Source organism: Alphaproteobacteria bacterium (assembly GCA_016699735.1).
Classification (GTDB): Bacteria; Pseudomonadota; Alphaproteobacteria; order Micavibrionales; family Micavibrionaceae; genus JAGNKE01.
In genome coordinates, this window is sequence record CP065008.1 from 306,175 (window position 1) to 330,288 (window position 24,114).

Annotated in this window: 21 protein-coding genes, 1 tRNA gene and 1 pseudogene; 12 read left to right on the forward strand and 11 right to left on the reverse strand. The window is 53.2% G+C overall.

Translation table 11 applies throughout. The annotated features are described in order from the left end of the window. Positions 1–14: 14 nt before the first annotated feature. From IPN28_01470 to IPN28_01480, 3 genes are all read right to left on the reverse strand, one after another. Complete coding sequence (locus IPN28_01470; GenBank protein QQS57515.1) at positions 15–2,027, reverse strand: zeta toxin family protein; 2,013 nt, start codon at positions 2,025–2,027, stop codon at positions 15–17. A gap of 138 nt (positions 2,028–2,165) precedes the next feature. After that, positions 2,166–2,552, reverse strand: a complete 387-nt coding sequence (locus IPN28_01475) for a hypothetical protein (protein QQS57516.1) — start codon at positions 2,550–2,552, stop codon at positions 2,166–2,168. A 106-nt stretch (positions 2,553–2,658) separates the two neighbouring features. Continuing rightward, positions 2,659–2,733: transfer RNA gene (locus IPN28_01480), tRNA-Thr, on the reverse strand. 265 nt (positions 2,734–2,998) lie between these two features. On the opposite strand from IPN28_01480, the gene IPN28_01485 reads away from it, so the two are divergent. From IPN28_01485 to xth, 3 genes are read left to right on the forward strand one after another with little or no spacing between them, the layout of a single operon-like run. Then, on the forward strand, positions 2,999–4,717 hold the full coding sequence (locus tag IPN28_01485) for a DNA polymerase III subunit gamma/tau (protein QQS57517.1): 1,719 nt from the start codon (positions 2,999–3,001) through the stop codon (positions 4,715–4,717). Beyond that, on the forward strand, positions 4,714–5,031 hold the full coding sequence (locus tag IPN28_01490; GenBank protein ID QQS57518.1) for a YbaB/EbfC family nucleoid-associated protein: 318 nt from the start codon (positions 4,714–4,716) through the stop codon (positions 5,029–5,031). Before IPN28_01485 ends, IPN28_01490 begins: the two co-directional genes overlap by 4 nt. 12 nt (positions 5,032–5,043) lie before the next feature. Beyond that, positions 5,044–5,832, forward strand: a complete 789-nt coding sequence (gene xth, locus IPN28_01495) for an exodeoxyribonuclease III (protein ID QQS57519.1) — start codon at positions 5,044–5,046, stop codon at positions 5,830–5,832. Here the strand turns inward: xth and IPN28_01500 are convergent. The 3 genes from IPN28_01500 to IPN28_01510 are packed head-to-tail and all read right to left on the reverse strand — an operon-like array spanning position 5,813 to position 7,167. Continuing rightward, positions 5,813–6,676 carry a hypothetical protein gene (locus tag IPN28_01500; GenBank protein QQS57520.1) on the reverse strand — a complete coding sequence of 288 codons (864 nt, stop codon included), beginning with the start codon at positions 6,674–6,676 and terminating at the stop codon, positions 5,813–5,815. The two genes, xth and IPN28_01500, sit on opposite strands and share 20 nt — an antisense overlap. A gap of 16 nt (positions 6,677–6,692) precedes the next feature. Next, positions 6,693–6,845: a DUF1674 domain-containing protein gene (locus tag IPN28_01505; protein QQS57521.1), complete on the reverse strand. Its 153-nt coding sequence runs from the start codon at positions 6,843–6,845 to the stop codon at positions 6,693–6,695. Next, positions 6,826–7,167, reverse strand: a complete 342-nt coding sequence (locus tag IPN28_01510) for a YbaB/EbfC family nucleoid-associated protein (GenBank protein ID QQS57522.1) — start codon at positions 7,165–7,167, stop codon at positions 6,826–6,828. The genes IPN28_01505 and IPN28_01510 overlap by 20 nt, the downstream gene beginning before the upstream one ends. A gap of 41 nt (positions 7,168–7,208) precedes the next feature. Here IPN28_01510 and rsmB point away from each other — a divergent pair, with 41 nt between their 5' ends. From rsmB to IPN28_01550, 8 genes and pseudogenes are all read left to right on the forward strand, one after another. Beyond that, positions 7,209–8,591, forward strand: a complete 1,383-nt coding sequence (gene rsmB / locus IPN28_01515; GenBank protein QQS57523.1) for a 16S rRNA (cytosine(967)-C(5))-methyltransferase RsmB — start codon at positions 7,209–7,211, stop codon at positions 8,589–8,591. A 177-nt stretch (positions 8,592–8,768) separates the two neighbouring features. Next, complete coding sequence (locus tag IPN28_01520; protein QQS57524.1) at positions 8,769–9,551, forward strand: abortive infection family protein; 783 nt, start codon at positions 8,769–8,771, stop codon at positions 9,549–9,551. 170 nt (positions 9,552–9,721) lie between these two features. After that, positions 9,722–10,885 carry an acyltransferase gene (locus IPN28_01525; protein QQS57525.1) on the forward strand — a complete coding sequence of 388 codons (1,164 nt, stop codon included), beginning with the start codon at positions 9,722–9,724 and terminating at the stop codon, positions 10,883–10,885. A 140-nt stretch (positions 10,886–11,025) separates the two neighbouring features. Beyond that, positions 11,026–11,688, forward strand: coding sequence for a ribulose-phosphate 3-epimerase (locus IPN28_01530; protein ID QQS57526.1), 663 nt, complete (start codon positions 11,026–11,028; stop codon positions 11,686–11,688). Between the two features lie 13 nt (positions 11,689–11,701). After that, a complete protein-coding gene (locus IPN28_01535) occupies positions 11,702–13,330 on the forward strand; it encodes a heparinase II/III family protein (protein QQS57527.1) in 1,629 nt (542 codons plus the stop codon). 7 nt (positions 13,331–13,337) lie between these two features. Then, positions 13,338–14,231, forward strand: a complete 894-nt coding sequence (locus IPN28_01540; GenBank protein QQS57528.1) for an EAL domain-containing protein — start codon at positions 13,338–13,340, stop codon at positions 14,229–14,231. 105 nt (positions 14,232–14,336) lie between these two features. Further along, positions 14,337–16,453 (forward strand): annotated as a pseudogene (locus tag IPN28_01545) (RNA degradosome polyphosphate kinase). 43 nt (positions 16,454–16,496) lie between these two features. Continuing rightward, positions 16,497–17,414, forward strand: coding sequence for a hypothetical protein (locus tag IPN28_01550; protein QQS57529.1), 918 nt, complete (start codon positions 16,497–16,499; stop codon positions 17,412–17,414). A gap of 11 nt (positions 17,415–17,425) precedes the next feature. Here IPN28_01550 and IPN28_01555 read toward each other — a convergent pair whose 3' ends face one another. Both IPN28_01555 and IPN28_01560 read right to left on the reverse strand, forming a co-directional pair. Then, positions 17,426–17,608: a hypothetical protein gene (locus IPN28_01555; GenBank protein QQS57530.1), complete on the reverse strand. Its 183-nt coding sequence runs from the start codon at positions 17,606–17,608 to the stop codon at positions 17,426–17,428. A gap of 190 nt (positions 17,609–17,798) precedes the next feature. Further along, positions 17,799–18,545: a LuxR family transcriptional regulator gene (locus IPN28_01560; GenBank protein ID QQS57531.1), complete on the reverse strand. Its 747-nt coding sequence runs from the start codon at positions 18,543–18,545 to the stop codon at positions 17,799–17,801. A gap of 188 nt (positions 18,546–18,733) precedes the next feature. On the opposite strand from IPN28_01560, the gene radA reads away from it, so the two are divergent. Further along, positions 18,734–20,107, forward strand: coding sequence for a DNA repair protein RadA (radA, locus tag IPN28_01565; GenBank protein ID QQS57532.1), 1,374 nt, complete (start codon positions 18,734–18,736; stop codon positions 20,105–20,107). Positions 20,108–20,115: 8 nt separating this feature from the next. On the opposite strand, the gene IPN28_01570 is transcribed toward radA, so the two are convergent. From IPN28_01570 to IPN28_01580, 3 genes are all read right to left on the reverse strand, one after another. Beyond that, on the reverse strand, positions 20,116–21,132 hold the full coding sequence (locus IPN28_01570) for a DNA polymerase III subunit delta (GenBank protein QQS57533.1): 1,017 nt from the start codon (positions 21,130–21,132) through the stop codon (positions 20,116–20,118). A 32-nt stretch (positions 21,133–21,164) separates the two neighbouring features. Next, entirely contained in the window at positions 21,165–22,619 is a 1,455-nt protein-coding gene (locus IPN28_01575) for a hypothetical protein (protein QQS57534.1), read from the reverse strand. Between the two features lie 98 nt (positions 22,620–22,717). Continuing rightward, complete coding sequence (locus tag IPN28_01580; protein QQS57535.1) at positions 22,718–23,857, reverse strand: hypothetical protein; 1,140 nt, start codon at positions 23,855–23,857, stop codon at positions 22,718–22,720. Positions 23,858–24,114 lie beyond the last annotated feature (257 nt).

A 24,114-nucleotide genomic window follows, 5' to 3' on the forward strand; every position in this document is an offset into this window, starting at 1 on the left:
TCTTGCCCTCATAATCAGAGCGTATTGTCCCAAGTTTGCGCGAACGTGCTTGTTCCTCTTTCAGGCGCTGCTTCTCCTCCGCCCTCTCGAGCGCTTCGGACCACTCGTCCGCGGAAAAATCCGGCATCCGGTTCTTCTCCGGTGATGATTCCTTCCCAGGAGCCAGGCTCCGCTTCATGGTTGACGACAATTTTTTGCCATCGTCTGAAGACTCCGTCATAGGCATCGACCTCTCTTTCAACTGTTCCGCCCTCGGGCTGCTCAAATTTTAATGTCACGGGCGCACCGACATTCATCACCGGCTTCCCCAGCGGATCCAAAGTATATTCAGCGGCCTTCACCAGCCGCTCCTTCGTATAGCGTGTCCATTCCTGCGCGTTGGCGGGCTTGACCCGGTGAAAAAGCAGCGCATGGTCGAAAAGCCCCCGGCTCATCAGATCGTCCCAGTTCCGTGCGAAATCCTTCACCATCTGCACGGAAATGGGCGTCAGCGCCCCCAACTGGTTGTTTTCCGTCCGGTGACGCCGCATCGTATCCTCGTCCAGAAACAGCCCGGTCGCATAAGCCTTGTATCCCGCCTCATGGGTCTCGTTCGCAAGAGTTTCAATCCATTCCGGATCCTGAAGATGATCCTGCAAAACCACCGAATACTTGTTCTCCACCGCCCAGTGGACCAATCGGTTAACCGCCTGATGGTAATCACCGACATGCTCCTTCAGAAGCTCCGGGTGAAAATGCCGGATTCGGTCATCGTCCGTGAAACATTCGGCGATCATGTCATGCCCGATGAAGAGAGTGTTTTTCGGGAAAAACCCCTTGCGCTCCATCAGATCGACCATGGCGCTCTTCCCGACGGCCGCCCCTCCGGCGGAAATAAAAAACACCGGCGGCGCACTGGGATCGGTATTGGCGTTGCGCTCTCCGGCATGGGGCTGCGAAATCATAATCAGCTCGGTGAACTGGTTGATCCGCATCTCGTCATAGAACTGCTCGACAGTAATCGCCGTTCGGTCGCCAAGCTCCAGACTGTCGCGCCCGTCATCCTCCATGAAGGCGGACGCCCCGAGTTCATCTTTAAGATCATTGTAAAATTTCTCAGCTTTGGGATCGGTGCGGTCCACAAACAGGCCCGCCAGAGTTATCAACTCACGGTTGGTCAGGCTGTCATAAGACATTCCCGAGAGTTCCAGAGCATTATTGAGCCTGAGCATCATGTCGGGAAGAGGCTGCGTCGAACCCACGATCCGCCTGTTGTGCCACAACGCCCGCGAAATGACCGTCCGCACATCCGCCTTCGGCTCAAGACTTAAGGATTCAGACAACGCCCCAAACGCAGCAATACCGACAACCTTGACTCCGGCGTGCTGCGCGGCATCGAGCTGGTTTTTCAGCGACGCGCCGGTCTGCACATGGTCATCGGCCAGCAGGACAAAATCACCCGCCTTGAATTGCGAAAAATTATAGATATTCTGGCGGCTGAACCGCTCATAGGTAGTGGCTTCCCGCCGCGGCAGTCTTTGGTCGCTGTCCGCCCGTAACAGACGATGCTGATCGTCCGAGACAAAACGGATATTCTCTCCCCTTTGCCGCGCAAGCTCTGTCAACACCTCTGCCAGTTCCAGTGAATAGGCCGTAGCCAGCGCATTTTTACTTGTTTTTCCCAACACCGTCGGTTCATCGGCTTTATAGTCCCGGACGATCGTGGGAACATAAACGGTCAGATCGGTTTGCCCGGAAATCCCGCCGTCCGTCATATTTCTTTTGACGCTTTCATAAACTTGCTCCGCATGAACGGACGGTCTGCCGTCCGCCCACAAAGCCTTAGAAGCCAGTTCGAGAGCCGCTTCTGCAGCCTCCTCGGGATCGGTCACGCCCTTACCCTTGGCGATTAGACGCCGCGCATGAAAAGCCTCCGCAGCCCCCTCTTCGTTATAAACCTCGGAAAAATTCATATAAGCAGGAACGATTTCAGGAACAGACAAACTGTCCTGCCAGGGAATGCGCTGCGGAATTTTAGGACTGGTCATCGAATGGGCTTATCACCAAATTATTATGTCTAATTTAATGATAAAAGCGTACCCGATCAGATGATTTTCGGCAAGCTTTTCGCTCGAATCTGCCCCTTGATCACCGGCAACCGACTAAAAACCGTTATGTGACCGCTCCTAATGATTCACGGGCTCTCTGTACCAAGGATTCTCTTTCTTTTTAGCCTGCTTGGCCTCATAGGCCTTCTTATCGTTGGCCAGAGCCGATTTCCGCGCACTCATGTAATCCTGATGAATCATATTCCACAGATCAAAATCCCCATGCCGTGCGGCTTTCTTGAGCTTGGGCAGATAGTCTCGATCCACCCGCTTCGCGCTTTGCGCGTGGTTAGCCCTGTTTTCCTTTCGGACCTGATTCTCAAGATACTCCGTCCGGTCACAAAGATAACGGATATCCCGCTCGATCTGCTCCTTTTTGATCTCGGCAAGTCTCTCCTTATCGATCTTATGGGCGCTCACAGGCAGGGTAAAAACGCATAAAAAAGACAATAATACAAAAGCCATAATATGTTTCATCTTAAAATCCTCATATAAATCCGCGAAGATTATACGTTCATGAAAGAAATACCATTCGCAGAGAAAAGGCTCAATTTAAACTGACGGAAAAATATGGTGCCGTTGGGGAGATTTGAACTCCCGGCCCACGCATTACGAATGCGTTGCTCTACCCCTGAGCTACAACGGCGTACCCTGGAGAATAGCGTATGAACTACACAAAACCACCCATGAATTCAACGAAAACTTGAAATTTTCCGCCAACACCGCTATACCCATACGCGGAAGGTTGCCGGGCGGATGCTTGTGCATACCCGGTCAGGTCCGAAAGGAAGCAGCCAACGTCGAGTTTTTCGGGTCGCGCAGCCTTCCACTTTTCCCCCTCTTCCCGGCTTATACAGCCCTAAAACCCCAAAGTTATTGCGGCCAAGCCTGAATCGCATTAAGAATCAGGAATGACCTCGGAAAAACAGCAAGCCTACCGCGTTCTGGCGCGCAAATACCGCCCGCGTAACTTCGATGAGTTGATCGGACAGGAAGCCCTCGTCCGCACCCTCAAGAACGCCATAGGATCCGGCCGGATTGCCCATGCTTTTATGCTCACAGGCGTTCGCGGCATCGGCAAAACGACAACGGCCCGTATTATCGCCAAGGCGCTGAACTATAAAGGCCCGGACGGCACATCCGGTCCCACCACAGGGCCGACCGACGATTGTCCCCTCTGCCGCGCAATCACGGAAGACCGCCACCCCGACGTGATCGAGATGGACGCCGCCAGCCATACCGGCGTGGATAATATGCGCGATATTCTCGATGGTGTGCGCTACGCCCCCGTGGAAGCCCGTTATAAAATCTATATCATCGACGAGGTGCATATGCTCTCGGCCTCGGCCTTCAACGCCCTGCTGAAGACGCTCGAAGAACCGCCCGAACACGTCAAATTCATTTTCGCCACCACGGAAATACGCAAAGTTCCGGTGACCGTTCTCTCCCGCTGCCAGCGCTTCGACCTGCGCCGCGTCAGCTTCGAAACCCTCTGCGCCCATTACAAGGATATCTGCGCCAAGGAAAACGTGGCCGCACAAGACACCGCCGTTGAAATGATCGCCCGCGCCGCCGATGGCTCGGTGCGCGATGGGCTGAGCCTGCTGGATCAGGCAATGGCACTCTCCGGCGAAAGCGTAACCGGAGAACTCGTCCAGAGTATGCTGGGCCTCACCGACCGCCTGCTCACATTGGACCTCCTCGAAAACATCCTGACCGGAAAACTGCCCGAAGCCCTGAAACTAATGGACGATATCTACCGCAAGGGCGGCGCCCCCATCGTGATTATGCAGGATCTTCTGGGGTTCACCCATCTTCTGACAAAATTCCGCGCCGTCCCTGAAATCGGTAATGCATCGGAAACTCTCTCCGGCCTGATGCTCGAACGCATCAAGAACCTTGCAAACCGCCTGACCATGCCAACGCTCGGCAAGACATGGCAAATCCTGCTCAAGGGACTGAGTGAAGTCCACGAAGCGCCAAACCCTCAAGCGGCGGCAGAGATGGTCCTGATCCGCCTGTCCTATGCCGCCGACCTCCCGGACCCCGCCGATCTGATCCGCAGCCTGAAAGACGGGCAGGCGCCCGCATCAAAAACCCCGGCAGCCTCCCCTTCGCACGAGAAGGCGACCGAGCCTGTAGCAACCCTCGCCCCAGACATTCAAACGCGAGATCAAAGCCCCGCCATCGAAACGTTGCAGGACATGATCGCTCTTCTGGAGACCAGCCGCGAAGCAAGGACCGCCGGAGAGCTTTATCAATACGCTCATCTTGTAAAGCTCGAATACAAAACAGAAGGCGAAAATCCCTTTGGCCATCTTGAATTCCGATTGAAGCCCGAGGCCTCACCAAAACTGGCACAAAATCTGGGAAAAACGCTTCAGGACATCACCGGCCAACGGTGGCTGATCTCCCTCTCCGAAAAGCCGGGGCAGCCAACCTTAGCGGAACAAAAAGAACATGCAGAAAAACAGGAAATCGAGCAGGCATCCAGACATCCCGTAATTACGGACATTCTAAAAATCTTCCCCGATGCCCGCATCATCAGGGTTGAAAAAACGCCTGAAGATCAGGATAATGCCCCGAAAAATAGCAACACCCGTCAAAGTAAGGAAAAAACAGGATTATGAACTTCCAGCAGATGATGAAACAGGCGCAGGACATGCAGCTGAAAATCCAGCAGATGCAGCAAAAGCTCACGGATGTAGAGGTTCAGGGTGAGTCCGGCGGCGGAATGGTCAAGGTCGTGATGACCTGCTCCGGGAAACTCAATCGCATCACCATAGACTCTTCTTTGATGAACGGAGATAAGGAGACTCTCGAAGACCTGATTGTGGCCGCTGTCAACAAGGCCACCGAAGCCAAGGATGAAAGAATAAAATCCGAGACCAAAAGCATGATGGAGAGCCTCGGCCTTCCGGGCGATATGAACCTCCCGTTCTAAGTCATAATTCTCATGCGGCTCCTCACATGGAACATAAATTCTGTCCGCCTGCGGCTCCCGCTGCTTCTTCGCCTCATGCAAGAACAGCAGCCGGATATCGTGTGCCTGCAGGAAACCAAATGCCCGGATGAATTTTTCCCCGCAGAAGACATCCGTAACGCCGGATACCCACACATCCACATACAGGGCATGAAAAGCTATAATGGCGTGGCCATCCTCTCCCGACACCCCTTTCAAAACCCGCAATTCCATCACCGGGTAGGCAAAGAGGATTGCCGACACATTTCTGTCCAGCTTACAGATTTTGAACTGCATAATCTCTATATCCCCGCAGGCGGCGACGAACCCGACCCGGATATCAACGATAAATTCGCGCACAAGCTCGGCTTCATCGAAGAAATCGGCGGATGGTTTAAGGACCGCTATACGGACGACATACCCCTGATCGCCGCCGGCGATTTCAACATCGCGCCAAAGGAACATGACGTCTGGTCGCACAAGCAACTTCTGAACGTCGTCTCTCACACGCCGATTGAAGTCGAAAAACTGGAAAAAATGAGAAAATCGCTAAATTGGACGGATTCCAGCCGCCATTTCATCCCCGATAATGAAAAATGTTACACGTGGTGGTCTTACAGAAACAAGGACTGGAAAAAATCGAACCGGGGCCGTCGCCTTGACCATCTCTGGGTTACGCCCCCGCTGAAATCAAGGCTGAAAGCGCATACCATCCTGACAGAAGCCCGCGACTGGGAAAAAGCCAGCGACCACGTACCCTTGATTATTGATTTGGCAGCGTAACGGGAAGATTGCGATTTTGTTTATCACTATCGATAGAGGGCGAGGCACCTTGTATATATTGCGAGGACATTCCGGGCTTCAACTCACCCACCGCCAAAACTGGACCTGAAGAGCCAGACTCATGTAACACAGCAACATAGCCAAGACTGCCCGGATCATAAATCGAATTCACCAGTCCGGACAAGGAATAAGAAAAACTTAAGGGCTCACCATTCCAGTCAGCCAGCTTAACAAGGTCTATCACTGGACGAAAAGCAACCGCAGATGACGCAGTAGCTATGTACGAATCACCGTCAATAGAAGCCGAATCCACAACAGGCTGACGAACATTATGCTCGATCGGCAAGTAGGAGTATAGAAAGAGAGAACCTTTTTTCGCATCGGAAGAAACACCCTCAAGACTAATTTCAAGAGCAGAACCTGTTCGGCGAACATCAATTTTGGCTACACTGTCCAAAGATAACGCTGCCTTAATCGCTGTATCTACTTTTTCTGAGTTAGCCTCATAACGGCCATTAATGACGACCATAGGCATATTCAGGACCATAGTATTAAGACTACGATAATAACCAACCCTTCCTTGATTACAGAACTCCTGCCCGAAAGGCTCCACTTCTTTAACCGTTAGAGGGTTTTTTAAACGGCAATTCAGAAAAACAGCCTCTGAATGTTGGGAGAGAATCTCTTTGATATTTTTTTCCACTTCTTGACTGGCATCACACTTGTAAGAGCTTCCATACATCTCGATAAGAACAGGCTGCATCCCCTGTGCATAATTCGCGTAAAGAAACCAGGAAAAAACAAAACCTGAAACAGAAAAAAAATTCCTAAGGCCAAATTTCATGTCACTGCCCAAAAAATCAAAAATCTGAACACCGCCCGCCGACCTCCCAATCGCCGTATCGCGTGGGTTCAGGAAGCTTCTTATCCGCAAACCCACCAATCTCCCGCACAATCTCAGGAGCATCCGGTTCGTCCGGTCTAACGAGTTTTTTATTCAAACTTGTCGTCATCCAACCCTCTCTCCTTAAGCATCCTTTGCGTCTCGGTCTTGATAACCTCTTCTTTTGCCTCCACGGCATTATTGAGGGCCGTCAAAACCAGATTCTCGACAATCTCCCGATCCCACCCGACCATAGAGGGATGAAGCTCAAGCTTCAAAACCTTGCCCGCACAGCTCATGGTAACATGAATCAGCCCGTCCCCGGAATCGGCATTGACCTTCAGATCCTCCAGCTTTGCCTGCAACTCCATCGACATGAAATGCATCCGCTGGATGCGCTTCAACATTTTTTGCGGATCAGGCTCTATCGTGCTTGGTTTTTCTGTTTCCATACATAATACTAGAATGAAAGGTCTAACGGGTACAATTTATTATGCCGACGCAAAAAAACAAAGACACTATTCAATCCCCCGGCTTTTCTGAGGAGGAAAAAAGCAACGCTGAATCCGACATTCTGGCCGCCCGCCTCTGTGCCCTTGAAATTCTTGATCTTGTCATAAACCAGCGCCAGATGCTCGATCATGCCCTTGAAAACACACAGGATTTTATAAAACTAAGCCCCCGCGACCGCGCCTTCGTGCGGATGCTGGCGGCCACCACCCTGCGCCGCATGGGCCAGATTGACGATCTTATCGCAAGGGCGCAGGAAAGGCCCGAATCTCTCAAATCTCTCCAGTTAAAAAATATCCTGCGCCTCGGCACCTGCCAGCTCTTTTTCACCGACGTCCCCGACCACGCCGCCGTAGACACTTCCGTCAACCTCGCCGAACTGATCGGCATGGACCGCCAGAAGGGCTTCGTGAACGCCCTGCTCCGCACCCTGATCCGCAGCGGCAAGGACTGGATGGGCAAGCAGGACGCCTCCCGTCTGAACACCCCCGAATGGCTGCTCAAAATCTGGATCGCCGACTACAGCCTGAGGGAAGCCGCCGAAATCGCCGCCGCCAACATGGCCGAAGCCCCGTTGGACATTACGGTGAAGGACAATAAGGACTCCGCCTACTGGGCCGCCACGCTCAAGGCCTCCGTGCTCTCGACGGGAACCCTACGCCGCATGGCCGGCGGTAATATCCGCGAAATGGAGGGCTTCGATCAGGGCCAATGGTGGATTCAGGACGCCGCCGCCGCCCTCCCCGCAAAGCTTCTCGGCCCGCTGGAGGGCGAAACGGTGCTCGACATCTGCGCCGCTCCGGGCGGGAAAACCCTCCAACTCGCTTCTATGGGCGCACACGTCATCGCGCTCGACCGCTCCGCCCAGCGCCTCAAAAGGCTGGAGGAAAACGTCAAACGCATGAACCTGCAGGACAGGGTGCAGGTCATCGCTGCCGACGCCACCGTCTGGTCCCCGCCGAAAAACGAACCCGCTCCGCAGCGAATCCTGCTCGACGCCCCCTGCAGTGCGACCGGAACCATCCGCCGTCACCCCGACCTCCCGCATCTTAAAACCCCAAGGGATATGGAGGGGCTGATCGCCGTCCAGTCCCGCCTTCTCGCACAGGCCGGAAAGATTCTCGGTATCGGCGGATTGCTCATCTACTGCGCCTGCTCCCTGCAGAAGGACGAAGGCGAACGGCAGGTCGACTCCTTCCTCAGCCAAAACCCGAACTTTCAGCGCGTCCCCATCGCGCCGGAGGAAATCGGAAATTATGCGGAACTGATCGACCCCAACGGCGACCTGCGGATTCTCCCCTTCCACCTCGCGGCTCAGGGCGGGATTGATGGGTTCTACGTGGCGCGGTTGACGCGGAATTCCTAAAAATAGACACACAGACAGTTCTTGTGAGAGGCCTATGAAAACAATAGCTGTAAAATTAAAGCTGCATTAAGCAGACATTATCCTTTTGAACATATTGATGAAGACACGTTTCAATAACAGCCTTCACAGAAATACTGAAAACTCCCTCTTCTGCAAAAGTTAAAACGGAGCAAAAAAGTGCCAAAACTAAAACTAACTGAAATTGAAACGCTGGAAGATGCGTTTAATACAGGAAACGGGGCTGGATATGTTCTTGATTTTTCTGACAGAACCTTTGGATTATTTTTTGAAGAAGAATTTAATGTAGACATTGATGCAGAAAAATATCGCCAAAATGGATCTTCCAAAGGTAAACGGCTCAAATCTTTTATCGAACAAGAAAATTCGAAAATTGTGGCTCGTGTATTGCGTACCCTATGGGATTATCGAGCATCTATCTTAGAAAAACGCGGCAATGGAAATGCTAAACCATCTCTTACAGATGCGTATTTTAAGATTGTTCATAGGTTGGAATGTGACGAAGGTCTTGCCAGTACTGATGCGATAGAAAAATTTAGCAATAATGAAACATTGGATGAGTTGATAGAGGCGATTCATCGTGACATAGCGGCCAACAAGCCTCAGGCTGCGTTAGACAGATTACACACCTACTGCATGAAAAAATTTTCTCATCTTTTGTCAGTGCGTAATATAGCCTGCGAACAAAATGAACCATTGAATAGCAGGGTAGGAAAATACATAAAGGCCTTGGAGGGTGAGGTTGAAATTCATGAAATTTCCCGCCGCATAATGAAGAGCAGTATTAGCATTTTTGATGAATTTAATGATGTAAGAAACAACAAGTCTTTCGCCCACGATAATGAAATCATGGGCTTACACGAAGCAAGATTTATTTTCGATTCTGTAAGCAACATCTTACGCTTTATTCGTTCATTCGAGTCTAGTCAATTTGGCGGATAGGATTGTATAAAGAGCTGTACCCCATAACTGGGCAGGGTTTCTTAGGAATGAGAAAGAGGCCTTTATCACAACACCATACCCCACCCCCGGAAAAAATGTTACCGTAATCCGGCGTTCGCCGCCCTCGCCGGACGCCGCAACTCGCAAACCACCACCTTAAGAAAACGCAAATGCCCCCCCAACCCCCGCACCGTTTCACCGTTCTGGACAGTTGGCGCGGCATCTGCGCCTGCATGGTGGCGCTCTTTCATTTTCACGCCTATAACCACTTCTACAACATCCCCTTCTTTCTCAACGCGGGCCTCTATGTCGATTTTTTTTTCGTCCTCAGCGGCTTTGTCATCTTCATCAATTATTTCGACCGTCTGAAGGAGGGCTACAGCCTCGCAACCTTCATGCGCCTGCGCTTCGGGCGACTCTATCCGCTGCACCTCTTTACGCTTCTGGCCTTTGTCGCGGTCGAGCTGGTGCAGATTCTCATTCCCCCGCTGGCCAAGCTCAGCCAGACCCCGCCCTTAACCGGACCGGGCGCGACCCCGGATTATATCGTCACCAACCTGCTCATGCTCCACGCCCTCGGCTTCGGCGAACGCCTCTCCTTCAACAGCCCAAGTTGGAGCATCAGTGCAGAGTTCTGGACCTACCTCATCTTCGCGGCAACGATCCTCCTCTTCAAAAACCGCACCCTCTGGGGAATATTGGGCCTGATTGCCCTGTCCTTGGGGTTTTTGATGTTCTACGGGGAATTCATGACCACGGTGAATTTCGGCATCATCCGCTGCATTTACGGCTTCGGAACCGGGGCGCTGTGCTGTCTGGTCTGGAGGCGCACCAAGGAAATCCTGCCCGAAAAAATAAAATCGGCTACGATGTGGAACCTTCTGGAAATCGCAGCGGTGACCTCGGTGCTGCTGTTCGTATCTCTCGCCAAGGAAACCGCCTGTGTCTATGCCGCACCCTTTGTTTTTTTCATGACCATTTACATCTTCACCCACGAAAGGGGCATGATTTCAAAACTGCTCCTGCACAGGTTTTTTGTCCTTTTGGGCACACTCTCCTATTCCATCTACATGACCCACGCCTTTATTGCTGGCAAAGTCTTCATACTCGGCGGAAGGATCGTCGCCAAGGTCACAGATATTGACACCTTTATGACAATCAATGGAAAGGAGCGTCTGGCCACAAACATTTGGACGGGGGACGCCCTCACCCTGCTTTACCTCGCCGTCGTGATGGCCGTCTCGGTCCTCACCTACAAATACATCGAGGAACCCGGCCGCAAATATTTCCGCAGGACAGCGCCAGCGACAAAATCTCTTCCAGCCTCTGCATAACAATGGCTTAACCATGGAATTTACCCTCTGAAAATGTTACGGTAATTCTATGATTCGCTCCGTTCGGGGCGGTCTTGTTATATCTTGTCGAATCTGCTCTGGTATTCCCTCTTCTTTTGTTAAACATAACCGTAAAAACCATGCCCGCTGCCCGCCCCGTCCGCATCGCCCCCTCCATCCTCTCCGCCGATTTTGCGAAGCTGGGCGAAGAGGTGCGGGCGATTGACAAGGCCGGAGCCGATTACATCCATATCGACGTGATGGACGGCCATTTCGTGCCCAACCTCACCTTCGGCGCGCCCGTCGTCAAATGCCTCCGCCCGCACAGCAAAAAGATTTTCGACGTCCACCTCATGGTCGCCCCCGTCGATCACCTGATCGCCGATTTCGTAGCGGCAGGTGCAGACATCATCACCGTCCATCAGGAAGCCGGATCTCATCTTCACCGCACCCTGCAATCCATAAAGGCACATAAAATCAAAGCGGGCGTATCCCTCAACCCCTCAACCCCCTCCGCATCCATCGCGCACGTCATGGACATGGTGGACCTCGTCCTGGTCATGACCGTCAACCCCGGCTTCGGCGGCCAGAGCTTTATCCCGTTGCTCGATAAAATCCGCGACATCCGCGAAATGATTGACAACACCAAACGCCCCATCGACCTTGAAGTCGATGGCGGCATCACACCCAAAACCGCCAAACAGGTCATCGCCGCCGGAGCCGACGTTCTGGTCGCGGGCACCGCCATCTTCAAGGACGGGCCGCAGCACTACGCGAAAAACATCAAGGCCTTGAGAGTGTGAGGGAAGACGCGCCATGCCTTTACGCATATTGCAAAATCTGAAAAGCAAGGCGGGCCAGATGGCCTGCGGCACCATTCTTTATAACTGGAGCCTCAGCGAAAAAGCCCCCGAACGCCTGCTGGTCAAGCCCGCCGACGTCTGGGAGGGCAAGCCGGAAAAAGGGCGTTATTTTCTAGAATCCTGCGGCGCGACTGAAGACAGCGGCCCCGTCTGGTATGACCACTGGTGGTACTACGAGAACGATGACCCGGCCCAGTCGGAATTTCTCAACAGCTTCGAATGGCTGCGTGACCTGCGCGCACAATGCGGCTCCCTCGCCCGCAATCAGGGCCAGCAGATGATCAGCAGCTGGGCGCGGTCCTTTCCCAGCTGGCACAAGGATGCGTGGCGCGGCGATGTGACGGGCCGTCGCATCGCCATGTGGATTTCACACCACGAATATTTCTGCGCGGGCCTGCCCGAAGACGATGAGGATTTGTTTTTTTCATCCATGATAAAACAGGCCAAGCACCTTTACAACACACTGGGAACACTCGACGAAATCCCCCTGCTGCAAGCCGCCAAGGGTCTGATCTACGCAGGCCTCGCCATAGAAGGCCGCGAACGCTGGGTCGAACACGCCTTGACCCTTGTCGGAAAGAGCCTTGAGGAACAGATATTGCCCGACGGCGGCCACGCCTCCCGCTCACCCCAAAGACTGATGCAGAGTTTGCAGCTTATACTGGACATAAAATCGGCCCTGACCGCTGGCGGTACCCCGGTTCCTGAAAACCTCGTAGAAACCATCGCAGCCATGGGTACGGCGTTGCGTTTTTTCCGTTATGGCGACCGCCGTCTGGCCGTCTTCAACGCTTCTCTGGAAAACGAACCGGAGGAAATCGACAAGACGCTGGCACAGGCCGGTTTACGCGGAAAAACACCCCAATCTCTGACGGACAGCGGCTACGAACGCATGGAGATGGGGCGCTCTTTGGTGTTATTTGACTATGGCGCCGCCCCGAAATACCCCTGCGACCGCTATACTCACGCCGCCCCTCTGGCCTTTGAGTTCAGCTATGGCAAGGAACGCCTGTTCGTTTCCTGCGGAACGCACCTGACTTCGCCGGAATGGCAGGAAGCCCTTCGCGCCACCTCCGCGCACAACACCGCCAGCCTCGATTACCGAAACGCACAGGAAATACGCAAGGACGGTCACTTCGGCCGCCGCTCAAGCGCGGCAAAATGCGAACGGCAGGAAACCCGCGAGGCCATCCTGCTCGACGCTGCGCATAACGGCTACGCCTCACTGAACGGCATCACCCATGCCCGCCGCCTTTACCTGACCGGGGAAGGCCACGATTTCAGGGGAGAGGACAGCTTCATCAGCAGCATCAATCTGGTGCGCCCCGTGGAAATCGCGATCCGCTTCCACCTCCACCCGCGCATCACCGTCTCTCTGGTCAACAACGACACCGAAGCCTTGCTCCGTATGCCCGGCGGCATCGGTTGGCGCTTTAAATTCGGCGCCGGAATTCTGGTACTGGAGGACAGCATTTATCTCGGCGACGAATCCGAAGCCCGCAAGACAAAACAGCTCGTGATCTACGGCCACACTTCGGGCGAGTTCGCCAGCGTCCAGTGGTCCCTCAAGAAGGAAGGATAGCCTTTGGATGATGCCTGAGAGCCTCTATCCGCGCATTGAGGATTTGGCCATCAGGATCAGGAACGTCCATGCCCGCGCAGAAACAGAAACCGAAGAAAAACAGGCGCAAGTCATGCACACCGCCCTTCGCTCCTTGTGCAAGGCGGTCGATAATCACAAACCTATTTTCGGGACCGAACCCTGGCATCCGGTCAACCCGGAGAAAAACCTCGGGACGCCCGCAGAATTTCTCCTGCGTCTGCCCGATGAAAACGGCGATCCGCTCCCCGCCTACAACGTCATCATGGCCTATTACGACAACGGCCTGACCGAGCCGATCGACACGCTCCTCGTCCTATGCGCCTTGCGCCAATTCCGCCAGAGCGCCGAGCGGCAGGTTTCCATTAATATTTCCGCGCGTTCCCTGCTGTCCGCCGACTTCATCAAGACCGTCCTCTCCCATCTTGAAAAGCTCCGCCTCGACAACCTGATACGCGAAGGCGTCATCATCGAAATCCACGAAAGCGCTCCGACTCTGGTCATGAGCAAACACGTTTTGAGCCTCTTCCACCGCTTCGGTGCCCGCTTTGCGATTGACGATGTCGAACTCAGCCTCGGCGATGCTTTCCGCTTTTCCGAATTCGATGAGATCGCAAGCTTTATTAAAATTGACCGCAAACTCGTCTGCGCCCCGCCGGAATCGCCGAACTCCCTGCCCGCCGCGCTGTCCTTCGTCCGTTCCGTCCTCCCCGATGCGAAAATCGTAGCCGAGGGCGTCCAGAGCGTCGAACACGCAAGGGAGTTGCATGAATTCTATCCCGAAATTGACTATATGCAGGGTCTCCACCTCCCCGACCGCGTGAACTTCCGCGAACGGTGGAATGAAACCTCCTCCTCACCAAGACTGGTAAGCAACAACTAAAAAAATCAACCTGTTTGATTAGAAACTACTGTACCCCAAGACATATTATGGTTATAAATTCGCAGGGGCAAAAGCCCCGAACCTTTGAGTTTGTTGACGCACGCCATGGCAGACGGCACTCTGAAAACGGTTCCCAACACTACTCTCTCCCCCGCAGATCGTCTGCTGAACAGGGAGCTTCGTGGTTGGCGTTCAACCAGCGCGTTCTCGAAGAAGCCCTCAATCCATATAACCCGCTTCTTGAGCGCGTAAGATTCCTGTCGATCGCAGCAAGCAATCAGGAGGAGTTTTTCATGGTTCGCGTAGCCGGCCTGAAAAGCCAATCCTGCAAAAAGCGCCCGCCCTTGAGCCCGGATGGCCTGACCCCCGCGCAACAGCTAAAACTTATTCTTGAAGTAACGACACCCTTTGCGGAACAACTCCTGAAAACATGGAAAAATATAAAAACGGAACTGGGAGAGCAGGGAATTAATATCGTCAAACCCGAAAGCCTTACGGATAGCGAAAAAACATGGGCCAAACGTCATTTTATGGTGGAGATTTTTCCACTGATTACGCCAATAGCATTAGACTCCTCTCAACCCTTCCCTTTCGTTTCTAACAAATCCGTGACATTGGCTTTAGGCCTGAACAACCGCAATACGTCCGAAAATCTCAAGACCCTGATTATCCTACCGCCCAGCCTAAAAAGATTCGTTCATCTGCCCGGCAAGGAGCATCGTTTGGTCATGATGGAGGATTTTATACTTCTTCACCTGGATCTGATTTTCCCGCTTCCTCTGGTGTACGAAGAGCATACAGTCTTCAGCATTCTGCGCGACGCCGAAATGGAGGTCGATGACAAGCACGGCAACCTCGTCGAAACGGTCGCTATGGCGATCAACCGCCGAAAGCACGGCAAAGTCATCCGCCTGACAGTCAACGACGGTTGCTCCAAAAAAATGAAAGAATTTTTGACCGCAAATCTGCAACTGGCCAACGAAGATATCCTGACCTTCGGAGACCTGATCGGCTTGGCCGATATACGCGAACTGACTTCCCTGCCTGAGCCTAAACTTCTTTTTAAACCCTTCGAACCCCGTTACCCGGAAAGGATCGACGACTTTGGCGATAATTGCTTCGCGGCAATCAAGAGCAAGGATATTCTTCTGCATCATCCCTACGAAAGTTTCGAGGTTTTTGTCGATTTCCTCCAGCAGGCTGCACATGACCCGGATGTCGTTTCGATCAAGCAGACGATTTACCGAACGAACAGCCGTTCTGCGGTGGTAGAATCCCTCATAGAAGCAGCAAGAAACGGAAAAGCCGTGACCGCTGTTGTCGAAATCAAGGCCCGATTCGATGAGGAAGCAAATCTCCGCTGGGCTGTGAATATGGAGAAAGCCGGTGTTCAAGTCGTATTCGGTATTCTGAAACTGAAGACCCACGCGAAAGTCTCTCTCGTCACCCGCCGCGAAGGCCAGAATCTCCAGCACTACGCACATTTCGGAACGGGCAATTACAACACCGACACCGCGAAAATTTATTCAGACCTCTCCCTGTTCACATCCGACCCCGGCCTTTGCCGTGACGCTGCAGTGCTCTTTAATTACATGACGGCTTTGACACCGCCAGTTGGCCTCAAGCATCTTACACTGGCACCCTTCAATTTAAGAGAAACCCTGATCGCCCTGATACAAGCGGAGGAACTGAACGCAAAAAAGAACCGGCCCTCGGGGATATGGCTCAAATGCAATGGCCTCGCAGATCCGGATATTATAGAGGCGCTCTATAGTGCCAGCCAGGCTGGTGTGAACATCCAACTGATAGTTAGGGGCATCTGCAAGCTCCGTCCGCAGGTTCCAGGCCTTTCCGAAAATATCACGGTCAAAAGCATCGTCGGCCGCTTTCTCGAACACGCCCGGATTTATTGCTTTGCCGACGGCCATGAGTTGCCCTCATGCAAGGCTAAAGTGTTTATTGCTTCGGCAGACCTCATGCGCCGCAATCTGGGTTTCAGGATCGAAACGATGGTGCCGATCCTCAACGAAACTGTTCATAAACAGGTTTTGGATGAAATCATGGTTGCGAATCTCAAGGATACAGCGCAAAGCTGGTATATGAACGCCGATGGTACTTATACACGCAAAAAATATAAGACGGACGCGTTCAGTGCTCACAATTATTTTCTGGAGCACCCCAGCCTGTCAGGCCGTGGAAAAGCCTCAGGCAAAAAGAACTGATACAAAAAAGATCGTATTGCGTAATCGGGATTAAAACGACGGTATGAGTATTTTTTTTAAAGGGCAGCCGGACCTGCCCCCCATAGCAATTATAGACATCGGCTCGAACTCCGTGCGGATGGTGATCTTCAGGAGCGCCGATCCTGTTCTAATTGAAAAAGAACAATGCTTTCTAGGCCGCGACCTTCTGAAAACGGGCCTTCTCCCTCCTAAGGCCTGCAAGAAGGTCCGCAAGACGATCAAAAAATTTATTGAAATAACGAAAGAACATAATATCAAAACAATAATAGCGATAGGAACCGCCGCAGTCAGAGCCGCATCCGACGGGCGGGAATTTGTAAAGTCTCTGGAAAAGGAATTCGGATTATCCATCAGCATCATCCCCGGCGATGAGGAAGCCCGACTATCGGCTCTCGGCGTAATCTCCAGAGCGCCCTCGGCACAGGGCATAGTCGCAGACCTCGGCGGCGGCAGCATTGAACTGGCGCATGTGAAAGACGGCAAGGTCGGCAAAGCCCTGAGCCTTCCTCTGGGATCGCTGATTTTGGCCGACTACGGCAAAGATCTTCGTAAGGTTCTCAAGGAAAGTTTTTCGGGGCTATCACCTGACTTTCGTCAAAAAGAACCGCTTTATGTAGTGGGCGGAACCTTAAGAGCAATCGCAAAGATCAGCATCAAGATGACCAAGCAGAAATATGAACTGCACGGCTACCGGATGTCCCGTAAACAGATCGCGGAGGTCTGCGAACACATCCGCGAGTTCACTCCCTCCGCCCTCGTAAAAAAATACAAGGTTCAATCCTCCCGCGCCAAAACGCTCAAGCCCAGTACGATCTTGCTAGAGGAGCTGGTTGCAGAACTCGAAATCCCCGAAATCATTGTCTCTCTCGGCGGCCTTCGGGATGGGGTATTGCGGGAGTATTTTGAGCGGCAAAAGAAAACGAATAATAATGTGTCGTAAACATTTCTTTATTATTGATCTAGGTATTGGTCGCTCAGACTTAGCAATGCTTTTTTGAGATAAACACCTGTGTAATGCAATCCTTCTTGCTCAGTGTATGTTAGCAGCAGGGCGATTTGCATCTTGATCAACAAATACTCTTTTCTGCGCTCTCCAAGGTTGCCTGCTTGTGTAGGCGAATGATAATTCGTCATATGATTTCTCTAGGATATCTTGAAAATGTGACTGAGGGATTCATCGGAAGAAAGAACTAGTAGTGAAAAAAAACGCATCTGAATAGACTAACAAAAAAGGGCACTTAATCTATGACAGAATCCTGTCATACGATTAGGCTAAGCCCCTTGCTGCCCGCCCCGAACAGCTAACTGGAACTCTTAACTTGAACTAGGGAATAATAAGACCATGAGTAATAGCTTTGGCAGTAGCATGCACACAACTGGAAACGCCGAGAGCAGAAAAAATGTTTCGCATATGATTGTTGACCGTAGACTCCTGAATATTCAAAATTTTTCCAATTTCCCAGTAAGTTTTTCCCCGTGAAGCCCAAGTGAGAATCTCAGTTTCTCTTTTGGTCAGGGCCAAGTGCTGATTCTGTCTGTCCAGACCAAAAATCATAATTTTTTCATGAGCATAGGCAGCCAGAAGATAAAGTCGATGGTGATGAAAAGAAAAAAGCGCATCAAAGTCTTCTGTTTTCCAATCATTCGCAACTGAAAGAGTTGCCTTTACCTGTCGGGGACCGTGCAAAGGAACACTTCCGCCAGAAGCCATTCCAACGGACCGTTTGGCATCAAATAGATGTTTTTGTACCGAAGTAAGAGGCATCAGAGTTTCTATAGACGACCATTTGAAAGGAACGATGGTGCTGATTGAGCGGCGACATACAAGATCATGGCTTTGAAAATCATTGGCAAGGTAGTAATCAATATAATCCTTGGTATAGTTCGTAAGAAGTACAGGCTCTATTTGTTCCTGACTGGGCCAACGCAGCCAATAGGCAAACCTGTCAAAGCCCATACTTTGTATATGCGCCTGCAGAATTTTAAGAATCTGGTCAAGACCCTTAGCGCCGTCAATAGCACGAATAGCAGTATCAATTTCGTCGATTGTATAGTCTTTTGCAAATTTCATATTCGCCACTAAAGTCATACTGACCTAATATCACGCAGCGACTATTTAAGTATACTGATACAAACACCACTTTACTCTCCCAAAGAGTATATCATATTAAAAGTATGACCTTGATATTGATCAAAACTGATTACCTACGCTTGCCCTCCGTCCCCTAAAATAATAGCTTCAACCGGAGATTCGCACCCATGGCCAAACCTCAGAAATCCTTCGTCTGCCAGTCCTGCGGCGCCGTCACCCCGCGCTGGGCGGGCCGCTGCGAATCATGCCTCGAATGGAACACAATATCTGAGGAAACGGCGGCAGCCTCGGTCCCCAAAGGACTCAACACCAACAAGAAGGGCCGCGTCATCGACTTCGTGGACCTCCGCGCCGGAGCCAACGCCACCTACCCCCGCTATATCACCAAAATCGGCGAATTCGACCGCGTGACGGGCGGCGGCCTCGTCCCCGGCTCCGCCACCCTGATCGGCGGCGACCCCGGCATCGGCAAATCCACGCTTCTCCTGCAGGTCGTGTGCGCCCTCAGCCGCAACGGTATACCGTCCGTCTATGTCTCGGGAGAGGAAGCGGTCGAACAGATCCGTATGCGCGCCGAACGGCTCGGCCTCGCCGACTCTCCCGTCCAACTCGCCGCCGCCACCAACGTCCGCGACATCATCGACTCCGTAAAGGCCGCGCAGACACCGCCCAAAATCCTGATCATCGACTCCATCCAGACCATGTATATCGACAATATCGACAGCGCTCCCGGCACGGTCACGCAGGTGAGAACTTCGGCGCAGGAAATCATCCGCATGGCCAAAAGCCGTAACATCGCGGTCCTGTTTGTGGGCCATGTGACGAAGGACGGCCAGATTGCGGGGCCAAGAGTCCTCGAACACCTCGTCGATTGCGTTCTTTATTTCGAGGGCGACCGCGGCCACCAGTTCCGCATCCTCCGCGCTGTGAAAAACCGCTTCGGCCCCACGAATGAAATCGGCGTCTTCGAAATGGCACAACAAGGACTGGTAGAGGTCGAAAACCCCTCCGAACTCTTCCTCGCGCAGCGCAGTGAGGACGCCGCCGGAAGCGCGGTCCTCGCCGCTTTGGAGGGCACAAGACCGCTGCTCGTCGAGGTGCAGGCGCTCGTCGCCCGTTCTACCCTCGCCGCGCCGCGCCGCGCCGTCCTGGGCTGGGATCACAACCGTCTGGCAATGATCGTCGCCGTGCTGGAAACGCGCTGCGGGATTTCCCTTTCCGGTCACGATATCTTTTTGAATATCGCAGGCGGAATCCGCATCGCCGAACCCGCCGCCGACGTCGCCGTTGCCGCAGCTCTTATCAGCGCCTTGAAAAATGAAGCTCTGCCCGCTGATACGGTCTTCTTCGGAGAAATCGGTCTGGCCGGCGAAGTCCGTCCGGTCACACAGGGCGATATCAGACTGAAGGAATCAGAAAAACTGGGCTTCAAAAAGGCAATTATTCCCAAACCCGGAAAGAAAGCGGATAAGGAAAAGGATGGAAAAATTATCCTCCGCCCACTGACCCACATCCGCGAACTTGCTGAATATCTGGGCTAGAGGCAAAATCACCGCATCCGGCTGATCCCCAAAATCGCCTGCGCGCAGAGCGTATCCACGGGCATGGCCGTCTGCTTGCACTGCGCCTCCAATTCCAGAAGCCGCGACAAAATCCGGTCCAGAGAAACAATCGTCCAACTCTGCACCTGCGCCTTGAAAGAATCCTCGACTTTAAAAAAAAGCGGCGGTTGGAGTTTCTTGAGGGCTTCTTCCGTTCCGCTGCCCGCCGCAACCTCGGATTTCACGCGGTGCAGCCGCCGGAAATGACTCTGCAAAGCCCGCAACACGGCAACAAAAGGCACCCCCTCTGCAGTCAAAGTCATATACGCTTTCAGCGCCGCTTCCGTATTCCGCGCGCCCACACTGTAGACCAGATCGTCGAACGACTGCGCCCCCGCCGCCCCGCACGCCGCCATCGCATCAACAACCGATATCGGCGTCTTCTCCGCGCCTTTATAAATGGAAAGCTTTTCAAGCTCACTCCGCACCTTCGCCCGGTCGCCGGAGATATTCGCCGCCAGCCATTGCACCGCCTCCGGCTCGATACCATGCCCAAATTCCTGCAAGCTCTGCCGGATGATCCGCCCCAGATCGCGCACATCATCGACATAACAGGGCAGCGCGACCGCGGCCTTGCTTCGTTCACACAAATCCCTCAGCTTCGAATTCTTGCCCAACTCCCCGGCAATCAATAACAGGAGCGAGTGTTTCGAGGGATTCTCCAGATAGGTCTTAAGAAACGTGACGATCTTGTCTGCCGCATCCTCGACACGGATCAGCCGATCCCCGCCCATCATGGACAGGGCGCTGGCCTCATCCGCCAATCGCGCCGGATCGTCGATAATCTGGTCGCTGGTCAAAACCGCAACGTTAAAGGGATCGTTGAGATCAGCCACAACGCTCTTGCCGATTGTCGCCGCCCGCTCCTTCACCAGCCCCGCATCCGGTCCGTAAATCAGGATAACGCGGGCCGCAGGGTCGGGCTTCGCCACAAACGGCTCAATCTGTCGGAATGTAAGCTTCATGAGTCCTTATGGTAAGCCAACAGCCGAATTCGTCAAGCGCAACACGCAACGGCCGACGAACCATCGCTCATGCGCGATAGATCCTTCTCAAATAGAATTTTCCCGCAGATATTCGGATTTTCAAAAACGGCTGGATCATAAAACTTCTGGTAATCCAGCAGATCCAAAAGCTCAGGAAACAAAATCCGGTTGACCTTCCCGTCCGTGCACCCGCTCCGGCAGATGGTCAGAAGCGGAATCATCTCCTCCTCAAACCCCATCGCATCCAGCGCAGGTTCGATGATATCCGCGAACTGCTTGGCGAATTCCCGCATCGTTCCTTTCCCGTAAGCAATATCGAAAAATTGCCCGTCATGGTTCCGCGCCGCATGATAAGCCTGATCCAGCAATTCCCGCGCAGCCTCAGGATTCTCAGGATCAAACCCGAACGCGGCCAGCAACCCGTCAACTGTCTGCGCCAGAACATCGTCCTTGGCCAAAGCCCCGACAACCATGAGAGCGGTTTGATGCTGATGCAGCCCGACCCCGAACATCCGCGCCTCATAACGATGCCCAAAAACCGCGCCATGGGAATCACGCAGAGCCGCGATCTTCACATCCGGCCACAGCACCGTCTGCGCGAAGAAATAATTGGTGGCCGTGTTCAGCCCCTTGTCCTTCAAGGCATTAAAACTCGTCCACTCCCCGGCGGACACACGCACGATTTTTCCATCCGCGTCATAATAAACATAAAGCGGATTGTTCATGACATGATTGATATGCGCGGCGATATATTCCTCACCGCTCCGCGCCGTCAGGACATACGAGGGAACACCGCCGCGCCCTTCCTTCAGCCCGTTGTGCCGTAGATTCATGCCGCTATGCCCGCGCAAGACTTTGCCCTGCGAGAACCCGGCGCTGTTATCCGTCAGCAAAAACAAAAACGGCGCCAGCAGGTAAAGCCGCCGCACATTGTCCAGCAAATGATCGGGCGTTGAATAACTCACCGACACCTGATTGGATTTGCTCACCGAGAAATATTCCGCAAACCCGCGCATATCGCTGCGGTAGGGTTTGAAGAACGCATGATACCGCTCGACATTGACGATACTGGCCAGCAAATCGTCCGCGCTTTGCTCCGGCAATTCCTGAAAATACGACCTCTTGACGCCAATCTGCTCGGCCACGTCCGCGACGACGGCCATCTTCTTCCGCAGATCATCCATCACCACACGCAGAGAACCCAGAGGCGCGGCGATGGAACTGACCTCCACCGTCTCGCTCGTCGGCTCGTTATGAACCCAGACCCCGGCCCCCAGCGCATCATGCGCCATATCTTTCAGCATATTGTTCTGAGCCACACTGATGGGCTTCTGGCTGGTACGGTCAAAAAACGCCAGCTCGACCTCAACCCCCGCCTTGGCCTGATTGCCAACGCCGGAATAAAGCGAGGACACATCCTCCGGCCTATTGATGGTTCTGAGATCGCCGGCATTTACATCGGACATGGAAAACTTTCCTTATTCGTCAAGGCAGAAACTATACCTCTTTTGCTATTCTTTTGCCAAACAAGGAAAGTTACAGAGTAACACTATGAAAAACAGAGTTACCCCGCGCTGACCTCCCGCGCCTCCACCCCGTCCAAACCCACATGAAGCTCCGGCAAAACCTCAATCGACTCGATCTCGATATAAACCCCGTCCTTGAGATCCTGCGCCGTGATGCCCAGTTCCTCGCGCAGGGATTTGCCGATCATCGCCAATTCAAGGAACCGCGGATCGTCCTTGGCCGAGTCGGCAAAAGCCCCTGACGATCCCGGCGCGATCCCGTAATGGCCGGACTTCGCATCAAACATATGCTCGCGGATTTCCGCCTCGCAGGAGTGCCCGTTAATAACCACATTCAGCCGCTTTCCGAACCATTCCGGCTTCGCATCGCTCACCGCGATGCTGAGCTTCAAATTCCCGTGCGTGTCTACCCGCGCCACTACGGGCTGCTGGCTGAGATTGGGAATATGCTTCAGATCCAGAACCTGTTCCGTGTCGATAAAATTGAATTGCTGCAGGAAAGCGCGGCGTTCTTCAACGCTCAATCCATCCTTCCATCCCTCATGCGCCTGCGAGAGATTGTAGGTCAGCAACTCCGAATACCACGGAAAGAAATCCCGCGACCGGAACTGGCTGCCCTCCGTCTGCACATTGACCTTGTAGATTTCCAGATCGCCCTTCTCCACCAGATCGCGGAAAAACGCGAAACTGTGCGGGCTGACGCCGGAGACGACCGCCCCGTTCGGTAGCATCGCCGCATAGACATCCTCACCTCTGTTATTCCCCTCGACTCCCCGTTGCGCTAAACGTGGAGCGCAGTTGATAAAAAACGTATTCCCCGCCCCGCGCAACCGATACCGCGAAAGCTGCGCCAGATCGAACGCCCCCGCCCGCCAGTCCTGCGAGGGGATGTCGTGATAAACGCGCTGCGGCGGCGTCTGCCCGCTCAGCGTGGTGACGATGGCATGGATATCCGCCAGATTGACCTTGATCTCCCCCACCGCCAGATCGGGATACCCGCCATTATCGCTGATATAGGTCGAGGTCACCGGCGACCACGCCGGAAGGTTCGCATGAACTTTAAACGCAGCGGAGAGAGCCCCCGCCTTTTTGTAATCGCCCTGAAGCTGCTCGATCAAATTCTTCCCAATAAATTCGGGATTGGGAAGTGTGTGTCCCGCTGGAGTGTCTTGTGTCATTTGTTTTTCTCCTTACACAAAAAATAATAAACGCGCTTTCGCGCTGGCCCGTGAAACCGGAATGTAAGGGGGGAAAAGCTTTTCGGCTCTCGTTCACGCCCCGGCTTCAAAATTTGAAGACCACAGGCGGAGGAGTCCGGTCCGTGGTCGCTTTAGCTTTGATCTCGCGGTGCAAGCTGAACCTTCAAATGCCGCGGCCACCCGAAGGCGACAAGACAGAAAATACGCCCGAAAGCCTTTTTCTGTCAAATATTTTC

What these genes read in the sequence shown, in the direction of transcription:
- xth (QQS57519.1), top strand. Translation starts at nt 5,044, where the DNA reads ATGCGGCTCCTCACATGGAACATAAATTCTGTCCGCCTGCGGCTCCCG.
- IPN28_01530 (QQS57526.1), top strand. Translation starts at nt 11,026, where the DNA reads ATGCCCGCTGCCCGCCCCGTCCGCATCGCCCCCTCCATCCTCTCCGCC.
- IPN28_01575 (QQS57534.1), bottom strand. Translation starts at nt 22,619, where the DNA reads ATGTCCGATGTAAATGCCGGCGATCTCAGAACCATCAATAGGCCGGAG.
- IPN28_01525 (QQS57525.1), top strand. Translation starts at nt 9,722, where the DNA reads ATGCCCCCCCAACCCCCGCACCGTTTCACCGTTCTGGACAGTTGGCGC.
- IPN28_01470 (QQS57515.1), bottom strand. Translation starts at nt 2,027, where the DNA reads ATGACCAGTCCTAAAATTCCGCAGCGCATTCCCTGGCAGGACAGTTTG.
- IPN28_01535 (QQS57527.1), top strand. Translation starts at nt 11,702, where the DNA reads ATGCCTTTACGCATATTGCAAAATCTGAAAAGCAAGGCGGGCCAGATG.
- IPN28_01540 (QQS57528.1), top strand. Translation starts at nt 13,338, where the DNA reads ATGATGCCTGAGAGCCTCTATCCGCGCATTGAGGATTTGGCCATCAGG.
- radA (QQS57532.1), top strand. Translation starts at nt 18,734, where the DNA reads ATGGCCAAACCTCAGAAATCCTTCGTCTGCCAGTCCTGCGGCGCCGTC.
- IPN28_01580 (QQS57535.1), bottom strand. Translation starts at nt 23,857, where the DNA reads ATGACACAAGACACTCCAGCGGGACACACACTTCCCAATCCCGAATTT.
- IPN28_01510 (QQS57522.1), bottom strand. Translation starts at nt 7,167, where the DNA reads ATGGAAACAGAAAAACCAAGCACGATAGAGCCTGATCCGCAAAAAATG.
- IPN28_01560 (QQS57531.1), bottom strand. Translation starts at nt 18,545, where the DNA reads ATGAAATTTGCAAAAGACTATACAATCGACGAAATTGATACTGCTATT.
- IPN28_01555 (QQS57530.1), bottom strand. Translation starts at nt 17,608, where the DNA reads ATGACGAATTATCATTCGCCTACACAAGCAGGCAACCTTGGAGAGCGC.
- IPN28_01485 (QQS57517.1), top strand. Translation starts at nt 2,999, where the DNA reads ATGACCTCGGAAAAACAGCAAGCCTACCGCGTTCTGGCGCGCAAATAC.
- IPN28_01490 (QQS57518.1), top strand. Translation starts at nt 4,714, where the DNA reads ATGAACTTCCAGCAGATGATGAAACAGGCGCAGGACATGCAGCTGAAA.
- IPN28_01570 (QQS57533.1), bottom strand. Translation starts at nt 21,132, where the DNA reads ATGAAGCTTACATTCCGACAGATTGAGCCGTTTGTGGCGAAGCCCGAC.
- IPN28_01475 (QQS57516.1), bottom strand. Translation starts at nt 2,552, where the DNA reads ATGGCTTTTGTATTATTGTCTTTTTTATGCGTTTTTACCCTGCCTGTG.
- IPN28_01550 (QQS57529.1), top strand. Translation starts at nt 16,497, where the DNA reads ATGAGTATTTTTTTTAAAGGGCAGCCGGACCTGCCCCCCATAGCAATT.
- IPN28_01505 (QQS57521.1), bottom strand. Translation starts at nt 6,845, where the DNA reads ATGACGACAAGTTTGAATAAAAAACTCGTTAGACCGGACGAACCGGAT.
- rsmB (QQS57523.1), top strand. Translation starts at nt 7,209, where the DNA reads ATGCCGACGCAAAAAAACAAAGACACTATTCAATCCCCCGGCTTTTCT.
- IPN28_01500 (QQS57520.1), bottom strand. Translation starts at nt 6,676, where the DNA reads ATGAAATTTGGCCTTAGGAATTTTTTTTCTGTTTCAGGTTTTGTTTTT.